At 57.9% G+C, this 21,729-nt stretch carries 34 protein-coding genes and 1 tRNA gene; 2 read left to right on the top strand and 33 right to left on the bottom strand.

What is annotated here, in order from left to right; genetic code table 11:
* A partial coding sequence (gene nusA, locus Tam1G_RS05225) for a transcription termination factor NusA (protein ID WP_101625686.1) occupies positions 1 to 851 on the bottom strand: 851 nt, incomplete at its 3' end.
* Positions 852 to 1,105: 254 nt separating this feature from the next.
* On the opposite strand from nusA, the gene Tam1G_RS05220 reads away from it, so the two are divergent.
* Positions 1,106 to 1,861, top strand: coding sequence for a hypothetical protein (locus tag Tam1G_RS05220; RefSeq protein WP_101625700.1), 756 nt, complete (start codon positions 1,106 to 1,108; stop codon positions 1,859 to 1,861).
* A gap of 37 nt (positions 1,862 to 1,898) precedes the next feature.
* On the opposite strand, the gene Tam1G_RS05215 is transcribed toward Tam1G_RS05220, so the two are convergent.
* From Tam1G_RS05215 to Tam1G_RS05205, 3 genes are all read right to left on the bottom strand, one after another.
* Positions 1,899 to 1,983 (bottom strand) — tRNA-Ser (locus Tam1G_RS05215).
* A 71-nt stretch (positions 1,984 to 2,054) separates the two neighbouring features.
* Positions 2,055 to 2,855 (bottom strand): transglutaminase family protein, encoded by an 801-nt coding sequence (locus Tam1G_RS05210; protein ID WP_101625685.1) that lies wholly within the window; start codon positions 2,853 to 2,855, stop codon positions 2,055 to 2,057.
* Positions 2,856 to 2,971: 116 nt separating this feature from the next.
* Positions 2,972 to 5,152: a circularly permuted type 2 ATP-grasp protein gene (locus Tam1G_RS05205; RefSeq protein WP_101625684.1), complete on the bottom strand. Its 2,181-nt coding sequence runs from the start codon at positions 5,150 to 5,152 to the stop codon at positions 2,972 to 2,974.
* A 160-nt stretch (positions 5,153 to 5,312) separates the two neighbouring features.
* On the opposite strand from Tam1G_RS05205, the gene truA reads away from it, so the two are divergent.
* Positions 5,313 to 6,227 carry a tRNA pseudouridine(38-40) synthase TruA gene (gene truA, locus Tam1G_RS05200; protein ID WP_101625683.1) on the top strand — a complete coding sequence of 305 codons (915 nt, stop codon included), beginning with the start codon at positions 5,313 to 5,315 and terminating at the stop codon, positions 6,225 to 6,227.
* A gap of 215 nt (positions 6,228 to 6,442) precedes the next feature.
* On the opposite strand, the gene rplQ is transcribed toward truA, so the two are convergent.
* The 29 genes from rplQ to rpsJ all read right to left on the bottom strand — a co-directional run bounded on the left by rplQ (position 6,443) and on the right by rpsJ (position 21,373).
* Entirely contained in the window at positions 6,443 to 6,940 is a 498-nt protein-coding gene (rplQ, locus tag Tam1G_RS05195) for a 50S ribosomal protein L17 (protein WP_033890498.1), read from the bottom strand.
* Between the two features lie 92 nt (positions 6,941 to 7,032).
* A complete protein-coding gene (locus tag Tam1G_RS05190; RefSeq protein ID WP_033890500.1) occupies positions 7,033 to 8,028 on the bottom strand; it encodes a DNA-directed RNA polymerase subunit alpha in 996 nt (331 codons plus the stop codon).
* 80 nt (positions 8,029 to 8,108) lie between these two features.
* On the bottom strand, positions 8,109 to 8,507 hold the full coding sequence (gene rpsK, locus Tam1G_RS05185) for a 30S ribosomal protein S11 (RefSeq protein ID WP_003829907.1): 399 nt from the start codon (positions 8,505 to 8,507) through the stop codon (positions 8,109 to 8,111).
* An 86-nt stretch (positions 8,508 to 8,593) separates the two neighbouring features.
* Positions 8,594 to 8,971: a 30S ribosomal protein S13 gene (gene rpsM / locus Tam1G_RS05180; protein WP_014484255.1), complete on the bottom strand. Its 378-nt coding sequence runs from the start codon at positions 8,969 to 8,971 to the stop codon at positions 8,594 to 8,596.
* 147 nt (positions 8,972 to 9,118) lie between these two features.
* Positions 9,119 to 9,232 (bottom strand): 50S ribosomal protein L36, encoded by a 114-nt coding sequence (rpmJ, locus tag Tam1G_RS05175; RefSeq protein ID WP_003814578.1) that lies wholly within the window; start codon positions 9,230 to 9,232, stop codon positions 9,119 to 9,121.
* A 21-nt stretch (positions 9,233 to 9,253) separates the two neighbouring features.
* Entirely contained in the window at positions 9,254 to 9,472 is a 219-nt protein-coding gene (infA, locus tag Tam1G_RS05170; RefSeq protein ID WP_003808114.1) for a translation initiation factor IF-1, read from the bottom strand.
* Between the two features lie 157 nt (positions 9,473 to 9,629).
* On the bottom strand, positions 9,630 to 10,190 hold the full coding sequence (locus tag Tam1G_RS05165; RefSeq protein ID WP_033890502.1) for an adenylate kinase: 561 nt from the start codon (positions 10,188 to 10,190) through the stop codon (positions 9,630 to 9,632).
* Positions 10,191 to 10,280: 90 nt separating this feature from the next.
* Entirely contained in the window at positions 10,281 to 11,621 is a 1,341-nt protein-coding gene (gene secY, locus Tam1G_RS05160) for a preprotein translocase subunit SecY (protein WP_033890504.1), read from the bottom strand.
* A 191-nt stretch (positions 11,622 to 11,812) separates the two neighbouring features.
* Positions 11,813 to 12,265: a 50S ribosomal protein L15 gene (rplO, locus tag Tam1G_RS05155; protein WP_034534735.1), complete on the bottom strand. Its 453-nt coding sequence runs from the start codon at positions 12,263 to 12,265 to the stop codon at positions 11,813 to 11,815.
* A gap of 2 nt (positions 12,266 to 12,267) precedes the next feature.
* A complete protein-coding gene (gene rpmD / locus Tam1G_RS05150) occupies positions 12,268 to 12,453 on the bottom strand; it encodes a 50S ribosomal protein L30 (protein WP_033890761.1) in 186 nt (61 codons plus the stop codon).
* A 5-nt stretch (positions 12,454 to 12,458) separates the two neighbouring features.
* Positions 12,459 to 13,187, bottom strand: a complete 729-nt coding sequence (gene rpsE, locus Tam1G_RS05145) for a 30S ribosomal protein S5 (RefSeq protein WP_034534734.1) — start codon at positions 13,185 to 13,187, stop codon at positions 12,459 to 12,461.
* Complete coding sequence (rplR, locus tag Tam1G_RS05140; protein ID WP_033890505.1) at positions 13,184 to 13,555, bottom strand: 50S ribosomal protein L18; 372 nt, start codon at positions 13,553 to 13,555, stop codon at positions 13,184 to 13,186. Before rplR ends, rpsE begins: the two co-directional genes overlap by 4 nt.
* 1 nt (position 13,556) lies before the next feature.
* On the bottom strand, positions 13,557 to 14,096 hold the full coding sequence (gene rplF, locus Tam1G_RS05135) for a 50S ribosomal protein L6 (RefSeq protein ID WP_033890506.1): 540 nt from the start codon (positions 14,094 to 14,096) through the stop codon (positions 13,557 to 13,559).
* Between the two features lie 17 nt (positions 14,097 to 14,113).
* Positions 14,114 to 14,512 carry a 30S ribosomal protein S8 gene (rpsH, locus tag Tam1G_RS05130; protein ID WP_003829896.1) on the bottom strand — a complete coding sequence of 133 codons (399 nt, stop codon included), beginning with the start codon at positions 14,510 to 14,512 and terminating at the stop codon, positions 14,114 to 14,116.
* Between the two features lie 88 nt (positions 14,513 to 14,600).
* Positions 14,601 to 14,786, bottom strand: a complete 186-nt coding sequence (locus Tam1G_RS05120; protein ID WP_003814530.1) for a type Z 30S ribosomal protein S14 — start codon at positions 14,784 to 14,786, stop codon at positions 14,601 to 14,603.
* 1 nt (position 14,787) lies between these two features.
* Positions 14,788 to 15,360 carry a 50S ribosomal protein L5 gene (rplE, locus tag Tam1G_RS05115; RefSeq protein ID WP_007053039.1) on the bottom strand — a complete coding sequence of 191 codons (573 nt, stop codon included), beginning with the start codon at positions 15,358 to 15,360 and terminating at the stop codon, positions 14,788 to 14,790.
* Positions 15,357 to 15,692, bottom strand: coding sequence for a 50S ribosomal protein L24 (rplX, locus tag Tam1G_RS05110; protein WP_033890508.1), 336 nt, complete (start codon positions 15,690 to 15,692; stop codon positions 15,357 to 15,359). Before rplX ends, rplE begins: the two co-directional genes overlap by 4 nt.
* Before the next feature lies 1 nt (position 15,693).
* On the bottom strand, positions 15,694 to 16,062 hold the full coding sequence (gene rplN, locus Tam1G_RS05105) for a 50S ribosomal protein L14 (RefSeq protein WP_003829893.1): 369 nt from the start codon (positions 16,060 to 16,062) through the stop codon (positions 15,694 to 15,696).
* Positions 16,063 to 16,156: 94 nt separating this feature from the next.
* Positions 16,157 to 16,417 (bottom strand): 30S ribosomal protein S17, encoded by a 261-nt coding sequence (rpsQ, locus tag Tam1G_RS05100; protein ID WP_007055338.1) that lies wholly within the window; start codon positions 16,415 to 16,417, stop codon positions 16,157 to 16,159.
* Between the two features lie 2 nt (positions 16,418 to 16,419).
* Complete coding sequence (rpmC, locus tag Tam1G_RS05095; RefSeq protein ID WP_033890510.1) at positions 16,420 to 16,671, bottom strand: 50S ribosomal protein L29; 252 nt, start codon at positions 16,669 to 16,671, stop codon at positions 16,420 to 16,422.
* Positions 16,671 to 17,090 carry a 50S ribosomal protein L16 gene (rplP, locus tag Tam1G_RS05090; protein ID WP_033890511.1) on the bottom strand — a complete coding sequence of 140 codons (420 nt, stop codon included), beginning with the start codon at positions 17,088 to 17,090 and terminating at the stop codon, positions 16,671 to 16,673. Before rplP ends, rpmC begins: the two co-directional genes overlap by 1 nt.
* A 6-nt stretch (positions 17,091 to 17,096) precedes the next feature.
* Positions 17,097 to 17,897: a 30S ribosomal protein S3 gene (gene rpsC, locus Tam1G_RS05085; RefSeq protein WP_033890513.1), complete on the bottom strand. Its 801-nt coding sequence runs from the start codon at positions 17,895 to 17,897 to the stop codon at positions 17,097 to 17,099.
* Positions 17,898 to 17,899: 2 nt separating this feature from the next.
* On the bottom strand, positions 17,900 to 18,259 hold the full coding sequence (rplV, locus tag Tam1G_RS05080; RefSeq protein WP_100493466.1) for a 50S ribosomal protein L22: 360 nt from the start codon (positions 18,257 to 18,259) through the stop codon (positions 17,900 to 17,902).
* A 17-nt stretch (positions 18,260 to 18,276) separates the two neighbouring features.
* Positions 18,277 to 18,555, bottom strand: coding sequence for a 30S ribosomal protein S19 (rpsS, locus tag Tam1G_RS05075; protein ID WP_003814508.1), 279 nt, complete (start codon positions 18,553 to 18,555; stop codon positions 18,277 to 18,279).
* A 15-nt stretch (positions 18,556 to 18,570) separates the two neighbouring features.
* Complete coding sequence (gene rplB / locus Tam1G_RS05070; protein WP_033890516.1) at positions 18,571 to 19,401, bottom strand: 50S ribosomal protein L2; 831 nt, start codon at positions 19,399 to 19,401, stop codon at positions 18,571 to 18,573.
* 36 nt (positions 19,402 to 19,437) lie between these two features.
* On the bottom strand, positions 19,438 to 19,734 hold the full coding sequence (rplW, locus tag Tam1G_RS05065) for a 50S ribosomal protein L23 (protein ID WP_033890518.1): 297 nt from the start codon (positions 19,732 to 19,734) through the stop codon (positions 19,438 to 19,440).
* A 5-nt stretch (positions 19,735 to 19,739) separates the two neighbouring features.
* Positions 19,740 to 20,399 (bottom strand): 50S ribosomal protein L4, encoded by a 660-nt coding sequence (gene rplD, locus Tam1G_RS05060; protein WP_033890519.1) that lies wholly within the window; start codon positions 20,397 to 20,399, stop codon positions 19,740 to 19,742.
* 6 nt (positions 20,400 to 20,405) lie between these two features.
* Positions 20,406 to 21,047 (bottom strand): 50S ribosomal protein L3, encoded by a 642-nt coding sequence (rplC, locus tag Tam1G_RS05055; RefSeq protein WP_033890520.1) that lies wholly within the window; start codon positions 21,045 to 21,047, stop codon positions 20,406 to 20,408.
* A gap of 17 nt (positions 21,048 to 21,064) precedes the next feature.
* Positions 21,065 to 21,373 carry a 30S ribosomal protein S10 gene (gene rpsJ, locus Tam1G_RS05050; protein WP_003808013.1) on the bottom strand — a complete coding sequence of 103 codons (309 nt, stop codon included), beginning with the start codon at positions 21,371 to 21,373 and terminating at the stop codon, positions 21,065 to 21,067.
* Positions 21,374 to 21,729: the final 356 nt, after the last annotated feature.

Below are 21,729 nucleotides of genomic sequence, written 5' to 3'. Positions count from 1 at the left end.
ACGCCGGTTGCCACAGCCGGGGAAAGCGCAGCGGCCACGAACTTGGCCGGATCATCGGAGTAGTCAACAATATCAATCTTCTCCGGGCCAAGGTTTTCCATCACCGCACGCACGCGGGAACCACCGGGCCCAATCAGTGCACCCTTCGGGTTCACGCCCTCGGTGTTGGCCTTGACGGCAATCTTGGTGCGAGCGCCAGCCTCACGAGCAATGGCCATGATGGACACAGCACCGGAAACCAGTTCCGGCACCTCACGCTCGAATAGCTTACGTACCAGCTCCGGATGAGAGCGAGATACCACGATTTCCGGGCCGCGAATACCACGAGCCACGTTCACCACATATACGCGAATACGCTCGCCGTGGCGGTAACGCTCACCCGGCACCTGTTCGCGGCGAGGCAGCAAGGCTTCAACATCGCCCATAGCCACATGCACGTTAGAGGAATCGGAAACATCCTGCTGCACAATACCGGTAATCAGCTTGCCCTTCTGACCGGAGAATGCACCGAAGATCTTTTCATCTTCTGCCTTACGGAACAGCTGGGTGATGACCTGACGCGCGGTGGCAGCGGCAAGACGGCCGAAATCATGCGGGGTGTCGTCATATTCTTCACCCAGCTTCGGAGCAGGGTACGGGTCTTCTTCAGTGGGTTCCACCGGAATCTCGTCGGCGGCCCACACGGTGAAGCTACCGGAACGCTCGTCCAGCTCCACGCGCGCATGCTTGGCCGCGTGCGGGGTCTTGAGGTAGGCGAGGCGAAGAGCTTCAGCCAGCGCCTCATCAAGAGTCTCCGGTTCGATTCCTTGCTCGGCTGCGAGCTTGTGCATTCCTGTCAGGTCCAGTTCCATCGATCCGTACCTCCTATGAAGTTATGTGGCGCATGGCCTTGAATGGTCACAGTTTGCTATTAGTCTAGTTTTCCATGCAGACACACTCCCCTAGTTCCGATTCGGCATCGCCCTGCACCGCCTTTCGCAGGAGTGAAGACCCACACATCGGGAGTGCTCTATCATCTGTCATATGTTATGCCCAACGCCACGGCGAACGACTAGTGGCCGCACTATGCACCGGTGCCATGCTGTGCGCATTATCCGCATGCTCTATGCCTCGTCTGGCTGGGCGAGCCGAAGCCGAACAGCAGCTCAGTCCCTGCGAAAAAGCTCTGACCACGGCACGCGCCGGTAATACGCTGTCTCAAGGTACGCCACAACTGCAGTATTACGTCACCGAGCTTGCCGCGCCATTGGCTTGGATTGATGTTGCCGGCCACTGCACGGACCGCTTTGCCGAAGGCGCTTTGCGCAACGCACAATCCAAGATGGTAGTTGCTCTATTGGCGGATAAGTATGGCCAGTCTGCTCCTGAGGTGACTCCTGCTCGACTTGATGGTGTCACCACTGCTTCCATCAGTGCATCGGCACTAGATGCTATGGCTCTTGCTGAAGACCGTGCCGGCTTCGCTATCGAAGTTCTTGCCGCGCGCGGAACAACCGCTGGAGCAACCTTGCCGTTGAGCGATATGCACAAAACCGCAGCCCAGCAATTGGTATCTTTAGCTGACACCATGCACTCCTCAGCGCATACCGATCCTCGTCAAAAGGTGTATGCCATCGAAAATCTGCTCGCCAATCCGGTCACCATTGCGGACAAAGCCAGTGAGCAGAACGTACCTACCACGGCAGCTATCGAAATGGATTGCGCCCGCGCCGAGATAGAGGCCGTAACCAGTACCAAAGCGAAGCCTGATACCGATACCACGATGATTCTGGCTGCATTGGTGGCCAAGCATGCTTATACGGCCATGCAGCTCGGCTATCCCAGCAGCGATGCCGCATTGTTTGAGCAACGAAACTCATAAACGCAAAAAGGGCCCCGGAAACCGGAACCCTTACAGGCGGATGAAGCGAGATTCGAACTCGCGGAGGCTTTCACCTCACACGCTTTCGAGGCGTGCTCCTTAGACCGCTCGGACATTCATCCATGCTGCCCATAAAGGCAACTTGTTTATTATGCCATACTTTGCCGACGAGGCAAGTCGGGTTTGTCGCTCATCACGAAATCTGCTCATGCACTGAAGCATTGACCCATTGGGATTGATCGACGTTATATCCAGAGAAGATACCGATATCGAGCATGCAATCACGGTAATCGCGACCATGAGCGATGGTGATGTAGTTATCGTCAACCATGCGGTTATGAGTCGGATCCAAGCCGATCCAACGCCCGCCCTGATAGACCTCCACCCACGCATGAGTGGCGCCTTCTCCACCAAGCAAGCCGGCAATGTATCGGGCGGTGAGCCCAACATGGCGGCATACCGAGAGCATCACATGAGCATAATCCTGGCAAACGCCCTTGCGCTGAGCGAGCGCCTGTTCGGCGGTGGTACGAATCGTCGTGGAACCTGGCGTATACACGAAGGCCTTATAGACTTCGTCCATCACTTCAACGGCGCGCTGCACTGGAGTTGCGTCCTCCGGGAGCTTGGCCAGACGCTTGCCACACATATCAATCATCGCTTCCACGCATGGGCCTGGAATGGTCAAGGCGGAATTGAAGCGGTACAGCGGCTTGTAGATTTCCTTCTTGATGTGCGCGTTGTCCACAAACGCAATACCAGTTACCGAATAGCTGAACACATCATGCGGCTCAGGAATAAAACCTGTCATGACCACGGAATCAAAGGAATCAATCGTGGTATCAAGTTCAACGTCAGGCTGGAGTTTAACCTCCACATCAATCACCTGCTGGCGAGGGCCGGTAGCCGGAATGCAACGCAGTTGGAATCGATGATCGGTAACAGGAGAGCTGAACGAGAGCTTCATCTCATAGTCGAATACGAGTTTTTTCACAACTTCTCCTGCGATATCAGCAATATAGGTGATGCAATTCCAGTGGATGCGGCTCGCAAAGCTCCATTATTATGAGTAGCCCAGCCTGCCGCATCTCACCATAGCATTGCAACGCGTCAGAAGCGCTTGGCGTCCATATTCATGGCGCTCAACGAGCCCATGTCCTTGATTGCCAAAGCGCTGACACGACCCGAATAGTCATCGAGATACTTCTTGAGCAGCGTAGCTACCTGATCGTAGCCGCGAGCCGGCAGCTGGCCCACCAGCCAGCTCAAGCCATCTGCGAAGCAGCTCGGCAATGGCATACCGTCTAGCACCATCGAATAAGACGCGAGCTTCCTCAGCGGAGCATCCATTTCTTCCATCGACAGACCGAAGCGCGTATACAGGTCGATACGCTCCAAGTACTTACCAATGAATACGAACGCCTTCAGTGTGGGATCGACCGGCGAGTTTTCAATGCCTCCCCAGAAGGCGAGCATGTCGTCGGCGATGTCGCGCTGATTGTAAATATCATCCGCATCGGCGGCTTTCTTGGCTGCGTCGGTGATGTTGGTCATGGCCAGTTCCACATACTGCAGCAAACGAGAGCTCAGCTCCGGGCGCAGAATCACCGCATTATTGAATGCTGCGGTGACCGCAGAACGCACGGAATCAGGATTGGAGCCGTCGTAAAGGAAACTCTTGACGAACTCGTCGAAGTCTTCGAAGTCTTCAGGCAGATCAAGCGCATGAGCAAACGGGCGGAAGGCATCCACATCAGTATCCATCACGCGGTCATAGAACGGGAAGAACTGGTTCAACGTAGTGAAGGCACGTTCAGTGTATCGGCCCAGCCAATACAGGTTGTCCGCCTTGGAGGCGGTCACCAAGGAGAGTGAATGGTGGCGGGACTGGCTCAGAAGGTTCGCAATCTGCACCTCGGCACCGAGCTCATGTTCCACGCCGGTTTCAGGAGCCAACACCCAAGTATCCTTGAAGCCGCCGCCTTGAGACGAGTTCACAATCATCTGGCCGGGCACAGACGAGTAGCGAGTCAGGCCGGAATACCATACGTGCGTGCTCTTACCGGTCACCACGAAGGCGCGTAGATCGCACTTGCGCGGCGACATTTCACCAGTCTGTGGGTCAACGACATCAATATCACGGAACTGGATGACCTCTTGCGCAATGAATCGGCGCGGGTCTTCCTTGATACGATCGGCCAGTTCCTCGCGTGCGGCGGCGTCCAGCGAAGAACCAAACACCACACCATAGCCACCGGCCTCAGCCACATCCTTAATGACCAGCTCACCCATACGATCGAGTACTTCCTTGCGGTCGGCCTCGAACATCGGCATATACGTGGGCGCATTGTGCAGAATAGGCTCCTCACCGAGGTAGTACTTAATCATCTGCGGCACGAAGTAATAGATGGCCTTATCATCCGCAGCACCATTACCAGGCGCATTGACAATGGCCACATTGCCTGCACGGTAAGCGGACAGGATTCCTGGCACACCAATCACAGAATCCGGGTTGAAAGCGAACGGATCCAAATACTCATCGGACAAACGGCGATATACCACGCCTACGCGGTGACGCTTGCCAGCGTAGTCAAGGAAGAACACCTTGTTGTCCACAACCTCAAGATCTTCAGGGAAAGCAAGGGCGGCACCGGTTTTCTCCGCCAAATAGGCGTGCTCGAAGAACGCGGAGTTGTAGCGCCCTGGAGTCAACACCACAGCGATGCCTTCAGTGGAGACGAAATCCATAGCTTTGCGCAGCAGTCGAGGGTATTCACGATTATCTCGAATACGCACATCGCGGAACAGTCGGGGAGAGATACGGCGTTCAATATCGCGCACGAACAGTGGATAGCTGGCACCGGAAGGAATGCGTAGGTTATCTTCAAGCACCCACCAGCGGCCGTCCTCGCCCTGCACCAGATCCTCACCAGCGATATGCGCAAAAATTCCACCGGGAGGGGTGACGCCGTTCACCTGTGGGAAGTAACCAGCCGAAGTGTACACATATTCTTCCGGCACTACGCCATCGTGGATAATTGATTTGTCCGAATAGATGTCTTTCAGATAGGCGTTCAACGCATTGACGCGCTGCTTCAAGCCCTTCTCCAGCTCATCGAATTCATCGGATTCGATGATGCGCGGAACCGGATCATAAGGAAACAGTCGGTCGTGATACTCGTTGTTCTTGTAAATGCCGAAACGCACACCGTTTCGAGACAACTCACGGTTGATCGCTTCGCGGCGGTTCACCAATTCATGGGCCAGCTTGTGTGCGGCTGATTCAATCATCGTGCCATGCTCCTTGCTGTTGCGGCTTTGGCGCGCGCTCACGCCTACCCACCGCGACTGGGTTTGATGGTTATAACCTAGGGCCGCACCGTTTCATCAAATGTGCTGGTTTGTTACGGGCAGGTCACTTGCGGCGCTACTCTCGTTAAGATGGTGGGCTATGACACGACTGCGAATTGACCTTGCATATGATGGCGGCGGATTCTTCGGCTGGGCTCGCCAGCCCGAACTTCGTACCGTTCAGGGCACGATTGAAGACGCGTTGCATAAAGTACTGCGAGTGCCTGTAAATGATGCCGATGAACCGTTGCGCCTCACGGTGGCCGGCCGCACGGATACCGGCGTGCATGCCTCGCATCAGGTGGCGCATTTGGACGTCAGCGATGATGTGCTGGCCCGCTGCATGGGTCATATGAATGTGTCGGTCTGCGAGGCTTTGGCACGACGTTTGAAGGCTGTACTGCCTGCTGACATTGTGATTCATCAGGTGTCCGTGGCACCAGATGGTTTTGATGCACGATTCTCTGCTTTGGAACGCACATATGTGTATCGCGTGGCCGATCGCTCAAGTGAGGTTGATCCGCGGTTGCGAGGCTGTGTACTGCGCGTGGATGAATCGCTGGATATCGATGTGATGAATCAAGCTGCAGCAATGACGATAGGGCTGCATGATTTTGGCTCGTTTGCAACGCCGAATCCTGGAGGTACGACGATACGAGAGGTGAAAACCGCATATTGGAGGCGGGTGCCGGCTACTCCACTGGTACCGGATGGTTTGGCGATGGGTGAAGCGTATCGGACACCTTCGTTGGAGTCTGGTTTATTGGTATTTACGATTGTGGCCGATGCCTTTGCGCGCAATATGGTGCGCTCTTTGGTCGGTTCATGCGTCAAGGTTGGCTCCGGCCGTAAATCTTTGGATTGGTTCGCCGGAAAAATGGCTGAACCGGTGCGCGAGGGATCAAGTGGTCCGATTGCGCCGCAGGGATTGACGTTGGAACACATTGCCTATCCTGCTGATGACCAGTTGGCCACGCGAGCCGAAGCCATCCGCGCCGTGCGCACACTGCCGTAAGCTCACCATGCAGCAAAAGCTCCACGGCGTGGTAAACCATTTATTTGCGGAACAGCATAAACCGCAGAATAAAGCCGTTTTGCAATACCACACCGTGGGAAAATTGCCACACCGTGGAAAAATACAAAGCTTTATGTGCGCATATGCGAAAGAGGGTTGGAATCACTTGGATTCCAACCCTCTTTGCTTAGCTAAGCGCTAATTCAGCGAGATGCTCACTCGGCGTTCTCGGCCGGAGCCTCAGCAGCAGCGGTCTCCTCAGCCGGAGCCTCGGTAGCAGCAGCTTCAGCAGCCGGAGCTTCGTCAGCAACCTTGGTAGCAGCTTCAGCTTCCTTCACGACAGCCTTCTTAGCCACCGGCTCGGTCACGAGCTCGATGATGGCAGCCGGGGAAGAATCGCCAACGCGCGGAGCAATCTTGACGATACGGGTGTAGCCACCTTCACGCTGTTCCATCTGCTCGGCAATCTGGGTGAACAGAACGTGCACCACAGACTTGTTGCGGATGACGCGCATCACACGACGACGGGAGTGCAGATCACCACGCTTGGCGAAGGTGATCAGACGCTCAGCCAGCGGGCGAAGACGCTTGGCCTTCGGCAGAGTGGTGGTGATGCGGCCGTTCTGGAACAGGCTGGTCGCCATGTTTGCCAGCATGAGGCGCTCGTGCGCAGGGCTGGAAGCCAGACGCGGGCCCTTCTTAGGTGTAGGCATTGGGTTTACTCCTTATTATCCGCCTGGCATGCAGGTGGGCATATGCCCGAACATCCGCATGCCATTACGGACGGTTTGTCAAAAGAGGCAGATCACTCGTCTTCCGGCGAGAAGAAAGTGCCACCTTCGAGATTATTGGTGTCGAAGGCCATCGGCGAGGACTTGAGGCTCAGGCCCAAAGCCTGCAGCTTCTCCTTGACCTCATCGATCGACTTCATACCGAAATTGCGGATGTCGAGCAGGTCCTGCTCGGTGTGGGAGACAAGCTCACCGATGGTGTGAATACCCTCGCGCTTGAGGCAGTTGTAAGAACGCTGCGTCAAGTTGAGGTCCTCAATCGGAACAGCCATCTCAGGGTTGGTCTCCTCGGCCACCGGGGCCGGACCAACTTCAACGCCTTCGGCCTGAGTGTTGAGCTCACGGCACAGGCCGAAGAGCTCCACCAGGGTCGAACCAGCGGAAGCCACCGCATCACGCGGGGAGATGGCGGGCTTGGTCTCCACGTCCAGAATGAGCTTGTCGAAGTCCGTGCGCTGTTCCACACGGGTGGCCTCGACCTTGTAGCTCACCTTGAGCACCGGGGAGTAGATGGAATCAACCGGAATGCGGCCAATTTCACCATTGTCCTGCTTGTTCATCTGAGCCGGCACATAGCCGCGGCCACGCTCGACGGTGAACTCAATCTCGAGCTCGCCATCTTCAGCGAGGGTAGCGATGTGCTGATCCGGATTGGCAATGGTGACGCCGGCCGGCGGGGTGATATCCCCGGCGGTAGCTTCGCCCTTGCCGCTCTTGCGCAGGTACATGACCACAGGCTCGTCGTATTCGCTGGTGAGCACAATGCCCTTGATGTTGAGCAGAATCTCGGTGACGTCTTCCTGGACGCCCGGCAGAGTGGTGAACTCATGCAGAGCACCGGAGATACGCACAGAGGTCACAGCCGCACCAGGGATGGAGCTCAACAGCGTGCGACGCAGCGAGTTGCCGAGCGTATAGCCGAAGCCAGGCTCGAGCGGCTCGATGGTGAAGCGGGAGCGCTGCGGATTCAGGGATTCCTCGGTCAGAGTCGGACGCTGTGCAATAAGCACTGTGGTTATCCTTTCAGCTTGAACTCGGTGGTGCACTCACCGGTTAAGCGGTTTTGGATTGATTTGGTATTGCTGAGTGCTCAGACGCGACGACGCTTCGGAGGACGAACGCCGTTGTGGGCTTGCGGGGTGACGTCGGTGATGGAACCGACTTCGAGGCCCGCGGACTGCAGGGAGCGGATAGCGGTTTCACGACCGGAACCCGGGCCCTTGACGAACACGTCGACCTTCTTGACACCGTGTTCCATTGCCTTGCGAGCAGCGGACTCGGCAGCCATACCAGCAGCGTACGGCGTGGACTTACGGGAGCCCTTGAAACCGACATCGCCACCGGAGGCCCAGGACACCACAGCGCCGGACGGATCGGTGATGGAAATGATCGTGTTGTTGAAAGTGGACTTGATGTGAGCCTGGCCGACCGGGACCGACTTGCGATCGCGACGACGAGGCTTACGAGCGGCTTGCTTTGGAGCTGCCATTGACCCTCGTTTCCTAGTAACGAACTTTGTTGATTGTGCCCGGGCGATGGGATGGCATTCATCCCGTGGCTCGGATCATGCCACTCTTACTTGGTGGCCTTCTTCTTTCCGGCGACCGTACGCTTCGGGCCCTTGCGGGTGCGAGCGTTGGTCTTGGTGCGCTGACCGCGCACAGGAAGTCCCTTACGGTGACGCTGGCCTTGGTAGCAGTTGATCTGAATCTTGCGACGAATGTCCGCATCGATTTCACGACGCAGATCGCCCTCGATCTTGTAGTTGGCCTCGAGGTAGTCACGCAGCGTAATCAGCTGCTCGTCGGTAAGATCCTTGACGCGGATGTCCGGGTTGATACCGGTCGCGGCAAGCGTTTCCTTGGCACGAGTGCGACCCACACCGAAAATGTAGGTGAGGGCGATCTCGATGCGCTTCTCATTGGGGATGTCGACTCCGGCAAGACGTGCCATTGCGATTCCTTCTTGTTGCCGTAGGTCTTGCACCCGCTCGCCCGGTAATCCGGCACGGGCCTACGTACCCGTGGTTCAGTGTCGTTCCCTTTCGGGAAGCACTGTGAGTGAGTGCCTTATTTACTTGTGCCGCTGGAGAATCTGCTCTCAGCCCTGACGCTGCTTGTGGCGAGGGTTGGTGCAGATCACCATGACGCGGCCGTGACGACGAATCACGCGGCAGTTTTCGCAGATTCGCTTCACACTAGGGCTGACCTTCATGGTTATCCTTTACTTGTACCTTTACTTATAGCGGTACGTAATGCGTCCGCGGTTCAGGTCGTAGGGGCTCATTTCAAGCACCACGCGATCCTGAGGCAGAATGCGGATGTAGTTCTTACGCATCTTGCCGGAGATAGTGGCGAGCACGATGTGCTTGTTTTCGAGCTCAACGCGGAACATCGCGTTCGGCAATGCCTCCACTACCTGACCTTCGACTTCAATCACACCGTCTTTTGCCATGTGCCTCTGGTTTCCTATCGTTGGACGAATTACTACGGGTGCATACGAAGACACACCAAATGTCAAATATATACAAGGGCGTATACAGAGGTACCCCTGTGCAACACTCGGCGTGTCGCACAGGGGTACGGAAAAGATTCTATGGTAATCGTATCGATTACTTCAAATCGGAAATGATGCGCTGGCTAATTTCACTGATTTCGCCGACGCCATTCTCGAGAACCAGCAGGCCGCGGGACTTGTAGATGTCCAGCAGCGGGGCGGTTTCCTTCTCGTAAGTTTCCAGACGCTTAGCAATGGCCTCCGGCGTGTCGTCGGCGCGGCCCTGCTCGGCGGCACGCTTCTTCATGCGCTCCAGCAGCACTTCGCGATCGGCTTCGAGAGCCACGACATGATCAAGCGGAGTGCCCAGCTCTTCGAGCATCTGGTCTAGGGCTTCGACCTGGGCAGCGTTACGCGGGTAGCCGTCAAGAATCCAGCCGTTGGCGCAATCTTCTTTGGCGAGACGATCCTTGACGATCTTATTGGTCAGGGAGTCCGGAACCAGCTCGCCCTTGTCGGTGTAGCTCATGGCTTCAAGACCCAGTTCGGTCTTGTTCTTGATGTTGTAACGGAAGATATCGCCAGTGGAGATGGTCGGGATATTGAAGTGCTCGGCGAGCAGAGCGGCCTGAGTGCCCTTGCCAACGCCCTGAGGTCCCATGATGAGCAGACGCATGGTGGTCTCCTTTGTGTTTCGTTATTGGTTATGAGTTACGTAAAACGGCACGACGGTCTATTTGACCTATCGTGCCGTCATCGTCACAGACTATTTGCCTTCGACGTGATCCACGTTCTCAAGCAGGAAGCCGGTGTACTGGAACTGCTCGGTCTGGGCCTTGGCCTGACGCAGAGTATCGAGGCCGACGCCGGCAATAATCAGGATTGTAGTACCGCCGAACGGCAGCTGGGCGTTGAGGCCAAGAGCCATAATCAACACGGTAGGAATCAGTGCCACGAACAGCAAGTAGACGGCACCCACGGTGTTGAGACGGTTCATCACGTAGGTCAGGTAGCGGCTAGTGGCGTTGCCAGCACGAATGCCGGGGATAAAGCCACCGTACTGCTTCATGTTGTCTGCGGTCTCGTCCGGGTTGAAGGTAATCGAGGTGTAGAAGAAGCAGAAGAACACAATCATCAGTGCGTACAGTGCGATGTACCACACGGAAGTGGTGTTTGCCAGGTTGGAGTTGATCCACTTGACCCAAGACTGGTCGGACTTGCCGAACTGAGCAATCAGCGTCGGGATGGCCAGAATGGAGGATGCGAAGATCGGCGGGATAACGCCGGACATGTTAATCTTCAGCGGCAGGTAGGTGGAGGAGCCACCGTACATCTTGCGACCAATCATGCGGCGGGTGTACTGAACCGGCACGCGGCGCTGGCACAGTTCCACGAAGTCGACGAAGATCAGGATGACGACGAGCACGGAAACCACGATGGCGAACTTACCCCAATTACCATCGGTGCCGTTGGTGCCGTAACCAATCTCCCACAGCTGAGGCAGGAAGCCGGAGCAGATGGACATAAAGATCAAGATGGACATACCCTGACCGATACCCTTATCGGTCACGAGCTCTGCCATCCACATGATGAAGCCCGTGCCACCGGTCATAACAAGTACCATCACGACAAGGTTCCACACGGAACCGTCAGGAATAACCTGATCGCACTGGTAGTTGAAGAGCGCGCCGGAGCGGGCGGTAACCAGAATGGTGGTGGACTGCAGCACAGCCAGACCGATGGTGAGGTAACGCGTGTACTGAGTGAGCTTGGCCTCGCCGGACTGTCCTTCCTTGTGCAAAGCTTCGAAGCGCGGAATAACCACGCGAAGCAGCTGCACAACAATGGATGCGGTGATGTACGGCATCACACCCAAAGCAAAGATGGACAGCTGCAACATTGCGCCACCGGAGAAGAGATTCACCAATCCGATGAAGTTCTCTTGGGACGTGCTGCCAATCTTAGACATGCAGGAGTTGACCACATTGTAATCCACGCCCGGGGTTGGGATGAACGATCCAATACGGTAAATGATGATGATGAACAGGACGAAGAGAATCTTCTTCCTGAGTTCCTTGGTCTTCAGGGCCTGGATTAGTGTCCTCACCTGGGTTTCCTCCCCTATAACGTGCGACAAAGCACGCGAAATACACAAACTATCGAACGAGCATAGTCTAACGTACCTACTTAAAACACCGATGTCTCGAGATTTGTTATCAGACTATACAAATAAACCCCCGCTCACCAATCGGCGATCGGGGGTTTATTACTGAGCTATTTCAGCTCCCCGTAGGACTCTCAGTCCTCGGAGATGGAGCCGCCAGCAGCTTCAATCTTGGACTTTGCGGAAGCCGAAGCCTTCACACCCTTGAGGTTGAAAGCAACGGTGGTCTCGCCTTCGCCCAGAATCTTGACCGGGGCGTTGCCGCGAACGGCACCCTTAGCCGCCAGGTCAGCTGCGGTCACGTCGCCGCCCTCGGGGAAGATCTCCACGAGCTTAGCGATGTTGATGACCTGAGCCTCAACCTTGAACGGGTTCTTGAAGCCACGGAGCTTCGGCAGGCGCATGTACAGCGGCAGCTGGCCACCTTCGAAGCCAGGACGCACATGATTGCGCTTGGTCTGGCCCTTGGCGCCACGACCGGCGGTCTTGCCCTTGGAGCCTTCACCGCGGCCCACGCGGGTGCGGTCCTTGTTGGCGCCCGGAGCAGGCTTCAGGTCGTGCATCTGCAGGATTTCGTTATCTGCCATAATCAGTCAACCTCCTCAACGGTGACCAGGTGACGCACGGCGTTCACCAGACCACGGTTAGCCGGGGTGTCCGGACGGACAACGGTCTTGCCGATCTTGTTCAGACCGAGGGTCTTGGCGGTAGCACGCTGAGCCGGGGTACGGTTCACGAGGCCGTGGTGCAGGGTAATCTTCAGGTTCTTAGCCATGATAATCACTCACCGTCCTTCTCTTCGGCAGCCTTGGCAGCAGCCTCTTCACGAGCCTTGCGAGCCTCGGCAATGCCTTCGGCGCGGGCACGCAGCAGGGCGTCAGGAGCGACTTCGTTGAGGGAGAGGCCACGACGAGCGGCGATCTCCTCCGGCTCCTCAAGCTGCTTGAGGGCGTCCACAGTAGCGCGAACAACGTTCACAGCGGTGGCGGAGCCCATAGACTTGGACAGCACGTCGGTGATGCCGGCGCATTCCATGACGGCGCGCACGGAGCCACCGGCGATTACGCCGGTACCCGGGGCAGCCGGACGCAGCAGAACGGTGCCTGCAGCATCGTGGCCCTGAACCGGGTGGGTGATGGTGCCGCGAACGCGAGGCACAGAGAACATGTGCTTCTTGGCGTCCAGCTGGCCCTTAGCGATGGCGGCCGGGACTTCACGGGACTTGCCGTAGCCGACACCCACGGTGCCGTTACCATCGCCAACCACCACGAGGGCGGCAAAGCTGAAGGTACGACCACCCTTGTGGGTCTTGGACACACGGTTGATGGTCACCACGCGATCGAGCAGTTCGTCGCCGCGGTTTTCCTCACGACGGTTACGACGCTCGCCACGACGGCCTTCACCGCGCTGGCCACGACGACCCTTGCGGTCCTCGTTGTTGGATTCGGTCGCCACAGTGTTCTGAGTTTCTTCAGCCACTTGGGTTTCCTTTGCTTCGTTGTCGCTCACAGTGCAAGACCTCCCTCGCGGGCGCCTTCAGCCACAGCTGCGACGCGACCGGTGTACTTGTTGCCACCGCGGTCGAAGACGACCTCGGTGATGCCGGCAGCCTTGGCCTTGTCAGCGATCAGCTCGCCGACCTTCTTGGCAGCCTCAACCTTGGTGCCCTGGAAGCCGGCGAAGTCGGCCTGCAGGGTGGAGGCGGACACCAGGGTAATGCCCTTGGTATCGTCGACCACCTGGGCAACCATGTGGCGGTTGGAGCGGGTGACCACCAGGCGCGGACGCTCGGCGGTACCGGAGATGCGCTTGCGGATACGTGCGTGACGGCGCTTGAGGGCGACCTTCTTGCCCTTTCCGAGAATTGCAACGCTCATATCACTTACCAGCCTTTCCAGCCTTGCGCAGGATGCGCTCATCGGCGTACTTGACGCCCTTGCCCTTGTAGGGTTCCGGAGCGCGCAGCTTGCGGATGTTGGCGGCAACCTGGCCCACGGCCTGCTTGTCGGTGCCCTCGACGACCACGTGAGTGGGGTCGGTGACCTTCAGCGTGATGCCTTCAGGCGGGTTGACGGTGATGGTGTGGGAGTAGCCGAGGAAGAACTCGATGCCCTGGCCCTTGGCGACGGCGCGGTAACCGGTGCCGACGATCTCGAGGGTCTTGGAGTAGCCATCGTGTACACCCTTGACCATGCTGGCCATGATGGAACGAGCCAGACCGTGCTTTGCACGGGTCGGACGCAGGTCATCAGCCGGGGTAACGATGATCTCGTTGCCTTCGACAGCAGCGGAGACGCCTTCCGGAATCACGTAGGAATCAGAACCCTTGGCGCCCTTGGCCGAGAAGTTCTGACCTTCAATCTTGACTTCAACGCCAGCAGGAATGGCGATGGGGAGCTTACCAATATGCGATGCCATGTTTCAGCTCTCCTTTCTCACCACACGAAGGCGACAATCTCGCCGCCAATGCCTCGGTCGAGGCATTCCTTCTGAGTCAACAGTCCCGAGGAAGTCGAGATGATGGCGATGCCCAGGCCACCGAGCGGCATCGGCAGGGAGTCGGACTTCGCGTAACGGCGAAGACCCGGCTTGGAGATGCGCTTGATGCCCTGAATGGAACGCTCACCGTTCGGACCGTACTTGAGGGTGACCTCAAGAGTCTGGCCGACCTTGGCTTCCTTGGCGGTGAAGTCCTTGATGTAGCCTTCACGCTTCAGGATCTCGGCGATGTTCGCCTTGAACTTCGAGTACGGCATATCCACGGTTTCGTGCTTGGCCGCGCTCGCGTTACGCAGACGCGTCAGCATGTCTGCGATCGGATCTGTCATTGTCATTTTGGGCTTCATGCCCTTTCTCGCCGTGGTTTCCGCCGCTGTTCCGCCCTTACGGGCGGAACGGGCCGCGGACCTTCAGCGTCGATGTTTACCAACTGGACTTCGTAACTCCGGGCAGCTCGCCGCGGTGAGCCTTCTCACGAAGGCAGATGCGGCACAGGCCGAACTTGCGGTAGACGGAGTGGGGACGACCGCAGACCTGGCAGCGCGTGTAAGCGCGGACCTTGAACTTCGGCTTGCCGGCCGCCTTGTTCTTAAGAGCGGTTTTTGCCATATCAGTTCTCCTTGAAGGGGAAGCCGAGGTGCTTAAGCAGTGCGTAGGCTTCCTTGTCGTCCTTGGTGGAGGTCACAACAGTGATGTCCATACCGCGCACGTGATCGATCGAATCAGGATCGATCTCGTGGAACATGGACTGCTCGGTGAGACCAAAGTTGTAGTTGCCCTGGCCATCGAACTGGTGGCCGTTGATGCCGCGGAAGTCGCGGATACGAGGCAGCGCCAGAGTCAGCAGACGATCCAGGAACTCCCACATACGATCGCCACGCAGGGTGACGTATGCGCCAATGGCCTGGCCTTCGCGCAGGTGGAACTGAGCGACGGACTTCTTAGCCTTGGTGATCTTCGGCTTCTGACCGGTGATCAGGGTGAGGTCCTTGACAGCGCCTTCGATGAGCTTGGAGTCGCGAGCTGCGGCACCGACGCCCATAGAGACGACGACCTTCTGGACGCGAGCAACCTGCATCGGGTTGGAGTACTTGAACTCCTTCTCGAGCTCAGGAATGATCTGCTCGTTGTACTTGACCTTCAAGCGCGGGGTGGCCGGCGCTTCGACAGTGGTATCGGTCATGCCAGCTCCTTTCCGGACTTCTTGGCAACGCGCACACGCACGGTCTTGACCTTGCCGTCACGCGCTTCTTCCTTGATGGTGACACCCACGCGGGTAGGCTGCTTGGTCTCCGGGTCGATGACCATCACGTTGGAGCGATGGATCGGAGCCTCGGTGGCCACGATGCCAGCCTGCTGACCCTGCTGGGTAGCACGCACGTGCTTCTTGACGATCTGAACGCCTTCAACGATCAGTCGGTCGTTGGAGAGCACCTGCTTGACGGTGCCTTCCTTACCACGGTCCTTGCCGCGGATGACCTTGACCAGATCGCCGCTCTTAATCTTGGCTACCATGTCAGATCACCTCCGGGGCGAGGGACACGATCTTCATGAACTTGTGCTCACGCAGTTCACGACCAACCGGTCCGAAGATACGAGTGCCCTTCGGTTCACGGCCGGAGCCGAGAATAACGGCAGCGTTCTCGTCGAACTTGATGTAGGAACCGTCCGCACGACGGGATTCCTTGACAGTACGGACGACGACAGCCTTCACCACATCGCCCTTCTTGACCGACCCGCCAGGAATGGCGTCCTTGACGGAGGCGACGATCACGTCGCCGATGCCGGCATAGCGTCGCTTCGATCCGCCGAGCACTCGGATGGCGAGGAGTTCCTTCGCACCCGTGTTGTCGGCGACATGAAGCCGCGTTTCCTGCTGAATCATTGATTCTCCTTAGCCGAGCTGGTTCTCCCCATTTACCGGGGCACTTTGGTTTCCCGTAGCGCCCCGGTAAATGGCGAGCCTTGCCGAACTTTACTTACTTAGCGCGCTCGATAATGCTTTCGAGACGCCAGCGCTTGGTCTTGCTCAGAGGCCGAGTCTCCATAATACTCACGAGGTCGCCAATGTGGGCGTCGTTGTGTTCATCATGGGCCTTGACCTTGCTGGTGGAACGAACGACCTTGCCGTACAGCGGGTGGGTCGAACGCTGCTCGAGCTCGACGGTAATCGTCTTGTCCATCTTGTCGGACACGACGTAGCCGCGGCGAACCTTACGGAAGTTACGCTCTTCAGCCATAATCACTTCTCCTTGGATTCGGTAGCGGCCGGCTCCTGGCTGATGCCAAGCTCACGCTCACGAAGCACAGTGTACATGCGAGCAATGTCACGCTTGACAGCCTTGAGACGGGCGGTGTTGTCGAGCTGACCGGTCGCGTGCTGGAAGCGCAGGTTGAACAGCTCTTCCTTGGACTTCTTGAGGAAGTCTTCGATCTCCGCGTTGGTCTTCTCGTTCAGATTCTTGATGGAGTATTCAGCGGTACCGTTAGCCATCAGATGTCACCACCTTCACGTGCGATAATGCGGCACTTCATCGGGAGCTTGTCGATGGCGCGACGCAGAGCTTCCTTGGCGATGTCATCAGACACGCCACCGATTTCGAACATCACGCGACCAGGGCGAATGTTCGCAATCCAGAACTCCGGGGCACCCTTACCGGAACCCATTCGGGCGCCGAGAGCGTGCTTGGTCAGCGGACGGTCCGGGAAGATCGTAATCCACACGCGGCCACCACGCTTGATGTAGCGGGTCATGGCGATACGTGCAGCTTCGATCTGGCGGTTGGTCACGTAAGCCGGGGCAAGAGCCTGGATACCGAAATCACCGAAGTTGATCTCGTTGCCGCCCTTGGACATGCCAGAACGCACGGGGCGGTGCTGCTTGCGGTACTTAGTCCTCTTGGGGATAAGCATTCTTGCTCACTCCTTCGTTTCTGCTGCAGGAGCGGCCTCGGCTGCAGGAGCCTCAGCCTTGGCTGCGGACTGCTGCTGGGCGGCAGAACGGTTGCCACGGCGCGGACGGCGATCGCCGCGACGGCCCGGGCGGTTGTTCTGCTGAGCCTGCTGCTCTTCGAACTCGGATTCGGTCATGTCGCCCTTGTAGATCCACACCTTGACGCCGATGCGGCCATAGGTGGTACGAGCCTCAAAGAAGCCGTAATCGATGAGGGCGCGGAGGGTCTGCAGCGGAACGCGGCCCTCGCGGTAGAACTCGGAACGGCTCATTTCCGCACCGCCGAGGCGGCCGGAGAGCTTGATGCGGATACCCTTGGCACCAGCGTGCATGGCGTCCTGCTGAGCCTTGCGCATTGCACGGCGGAAGGTGACGCGGTTGGTCAGCTGCTCTGCGATGCCCTGAGCGACGAGCTGGGCATCCAGCGCGGCGTTCTTGACTTCGAAGATGTTGAGCTGAACCTGCTTGCCGGTCATCTTCTCGAGCTTGGCGCGAACCTTCTCAGCTTCGGCACCACGGCGGCCAATCACGATGCCCGGACGGGCGGTGTGAATATCCACGCGAACGCGGTCACGAGTGCGCTCGATCACGATCTTGCTCACGCCAGCGCGCTCGAGGTCCTTGTTCATCTCCTTGCGGATCTGATCATCTTCCAGGACGAAGTCGCGGTAGCGCTCGCCGGCCTTGTTGGAATCGGAGAACCACTTGGAGCGGTGGTTCTCAGTGATGCCCAGACGGTAGCCAAACGGATTGATCTTCTGACCCATCTTTAGCGGGCTCCTTCCTTGTTAGCCACGACGACCGTGATGTGGGAGGTGCGCTTGTTGATGCGAGCTGCACGGCCCTGAGCACGAGCGCGGAAGCGCTTGAGGGTCACGCCTTCATCAACGTAGGTCTCCTTGATGTACAGGTCGTTCTCGCGGAACGGCTCGCCGGCCTTGTCGGCCTTCACGCGAGCGTTGGCGATGGCGCTCTCCAGGGTCTTGCGAACCGGCAGGGCTGCAGACTGGGGGGCGAACTTCAAAATGGTGACGGCTTCGGTCGCCTTCTTGCCGCGGATGAGGTCGACCATGCGGCGAGCCTTGCGCGGCGTCACGCGGACGTGACGAGCGATTGCTTTAGCTTCCATGTTCTATTCCTTATCCTTTAGCGGCGGGCCTTCTTGTCGTCCTTCACGTGACCCTTGAAGGTCTTCGTGGGGGCGAACTCACCCAGCTTGTGACCAACCATGGCTTCGGTGACGAACACCGGCACATGCTTGCGACCATCATGAACGGCGAAGGTGTGTCCGATGAAATCAGGGGTGATCATCGAACGACGAGACCAAGTCTTAATGACGTTCTTGGTGCCCTTCTCGTTCTGCTCGTCGACTTTCTTCTGCAAGTGGGCGTCGACGAAGGGGCCCTTCTTGATGCTACGAGTCATCTTCTCGATACTCCCTTACTTGCGGTTCTTGCCAGACGGACGACGACGAACAATCATCTTGTTCGAAGCCTTCTTCGGACGACGAGTACGAACCTCGCCCTTGCCCCACGGGGAAACCGGCGGCTTGCCACCGCGGGTACGACCGCCGTGCGGGTGGTCAACCGGGTTCATGGACTCACCACGGGTAATCGGACGGTGGCCGATCCAACGAGCGCGGCCAGCCTTGCCGAGCTGAATGTTGGCGTGATCCTCATTGCCGACTTCGCCGACGGTTGCACGGCAGCGAGCATCGACGTTACGGATTTCGCCGGACGGCATACGCAGCTGAGCGTAAGCGCCATCCTTAGCGACGAGCTGCACGGAAGCACCAGCGGAGCGGGCGATCTTAGCGCCACCCAGCGGCTTCAGCTCAATGTTGTGGACCACGGTACCGGTCGGGATGTTGGCCAGCGGCAGGTTGTTGCCCGGCTTGATATCAGCCTGGGCACCGGTCTCGATGACGTCGCCCTGCTTGATGCCCTTCGGTGCGATGATGTAGCGCTTCTCGCCATCTGCAAAGTGCAGGAGGGCGATACGAGCGGAACGGTTCGGATCGTATTCGATCTCAGCAACCTTTGCGGGCACGCCGTCCTTGTCCCAACGCTTGAAGTCGATGAGACGGTACTGGCGCTTGTGACCGCCGCCGCGATGGCGGGAGGTGATACGGCCGTAAGAGTTACGACCGCCGGTCTTGGACTTCTTGCGAACCAGCGACTTCTCAGGCGTGGAGCGCGTCAAATCGGAGAAATCCGAAACGGACGCGTTGCGGCGGCCTGCAGTCGTCGGCTTGTAAACGCGGATAGCCATAATGTAGTTCTTCCTTTAACTTTTCTCGGCTAGCCTTCAGTTGCCAAAGATGTCGATCGTCTGGCCCTCGGCAACGGTCACGATGGCGCGCTTCTGGGAAGCACGCTGGCCGAAACCAGTGCGGGTGCGCTGCTTCTTGCCAGCGCGGTTGAGGGTGTTGACGTTCGTCACCTTGACCTTGAAGATCTCTTCAATTGCCTGCTTGATCTGAACCTTGTTCGCATCCTTGGCCACCACGAAGGTGTACTGGCCACGATCGGAAGCGGCGTAGCTCTTCTCGGAGACGACGGGCTTCAGGATCACGTCGTATGCGGGCTTGTGAATAGCGACCATCTAAATCAGGCCTCCTTCGGCTCGGTCTTAGCAGCCACGAAAGCTTCGAAAGCTTCTTTGGTGAAGACCACGTACTGAGCGGTAACCACGTCGTACGTGTTGAGCTGATCGACGAAAATCGGGTGAACGGTCGGGATGTTACGCACGGACATCCACTCGTTGATGTTGTCGCGAGTGAACACAACCGTGGCGAACTTGTCCGAAGTGACCGGGGTCAGAGCGGCAAGAGCGGCCTTGGTGGACGGGGTATCGGTGATGCCGAAGTCCACAACGGCAACGCGGCCGGCGTTGGCGCGGTCGGAAAGCACGTAGCGCAGAGCTGCGGCCTTCATCTTCTTCGGGGTGCGCTGAGAGTAGTCGCGCGGCTGCGGACCGAACACGGTGCCGCCGTGGTACCACTGCGGGGCGCGGATGGAGCCCTGGCGAGCACGACCGGTGCCCTTCTGCTTCCACGGCTTCTTGCCGCCGCCGGAAACCATGCCACGAGTCTTGGTGGCGTGGGTGCCCTGGCGAGCAGCAGCGAGCTGAGCGATAACGACCTGGTGAATCAGCGGGACGTGAGCCTGCACGTCCTCAGCGGAAACGCCGAAGATCTCAGCAGGAGCTTCAACGGTACCAGCGGCCTGGCCCTTGGCGTCAGTGACGTTCAGAGTAACGTTTGCCATGGTTTATCAGGCTCCCTTCACTGCCGAACGGACGAGAACGATGCCGCCCTTCGGGCCCGGAATGGCGCCCTTGATGGCGAGAATGCCGTTCTCCACATCGGCGGAGACAACAGTCAGGTTCTGGGTGGTGGCGGTCACATGACCCATGCGGCCAGCCATACGCTTGCCCTTGAGAATGCGGCTCGGGGTAGCGCATGCGCCCACAGAGCCAGGACGGCGCTCGTTCTTGTGAGAGCCGTGAGAACGACGGTAGGACTTGAAGCCCCAACGCTTGATGGTACCGGCGAAGCCCTTACCCTTGGTGGTGCCGGTAACATCGACTTCTGCACCCTCAGCGAACACTTCGGCGGTCAGCTCCTGGCCGGCCTCGAACTGATCGACATCGTCGGTACGCACCTCAACGAGGTGACGACGAGGGGTGACACCAGCCTTGGCGAAGTGGCCGGCGAGCGGCTTGGTCACCTTGGTCGGGTCGATGGCGCCGTAGCCGAGCTGGACAGCCTTGTAGCCGTCGGTTTCCTCGGTCTTAACGGCGGTCACCACGTTGGTGGACACGTCGACGAGAGTAACGGGCACGAAGAAGCCGTTCTCGTCCCACACCTGGGACATGCCGAGCTTCTTGCCCAGCAGAGCCTTGCGATTAGACATAATGCTTCCTCCTCCCTTTACAGCTTGATCTCGATGTTGACGTCTGCAGGCAGATCGATGTGCATCAGAGAATCCACGGCCTTAGGGGTCGGGTCTACGATGTCAATGAGGCGCTTGTGAGTGCGCATCTCGAAGTGCTCGCGAGAATCCTTGTACTTGTGAGGAGAACGAATAACAACAAAAACGTTCTTCTCAGTCGGCAGCGGAACGGGGCCAACCACAGTTGCGCCCGCGTTCGTCACCGTTTCGACGATTTTCTTCGCCGATTGGTCGATGACCTCATGGTCATAGGACTTAAGCCTGATGCGGATTTTCTGTCCCGCCATTGCCGTCCGCCCTTTCTAGCGATATTCGTTGTACTGTTTACCAACCTGCTTCTTCAGGGCACCGGCGCGCATGGCCTCCCTTGGACATACGTCCTCTGGCGGTCATCCGACATCAGTGCGCGGCTTCTGGTCTACACCCTGCGGTGTTTTCTCCAGCCCGCGCTCGCTTTTTTTAATTCCAATTTGCGAGCCCAAATCAGGCAACTTGTTTATTGAACCATTGAGGCGGGACTAAATCCTTGGCTCTGAATCTTGGGCGTGTTGCCTCCATCTTGAGCAGTCAAATGGATACAGCCCCTCCACCTGCTGCAGGTATTTTGTACTTTCTTAGTTATGTTGCAGGTGTTTCATGTCGG

Origin of the sequence: Bifidobacterium imperatoris, from assembly GCF_002860405.1 — a bacterium.
Lineage (GTDB): Bacteria > Actinomycetota > Actinomycetes > Actinomycetales > Bifidobacteriaceae > Bifidobacterium > Bifidobacterium imperatoris.
Note: the sequence above shows the minus strand (reverse complement) of the source record. Positions and strands in the feature narration are given on the sequence as shown.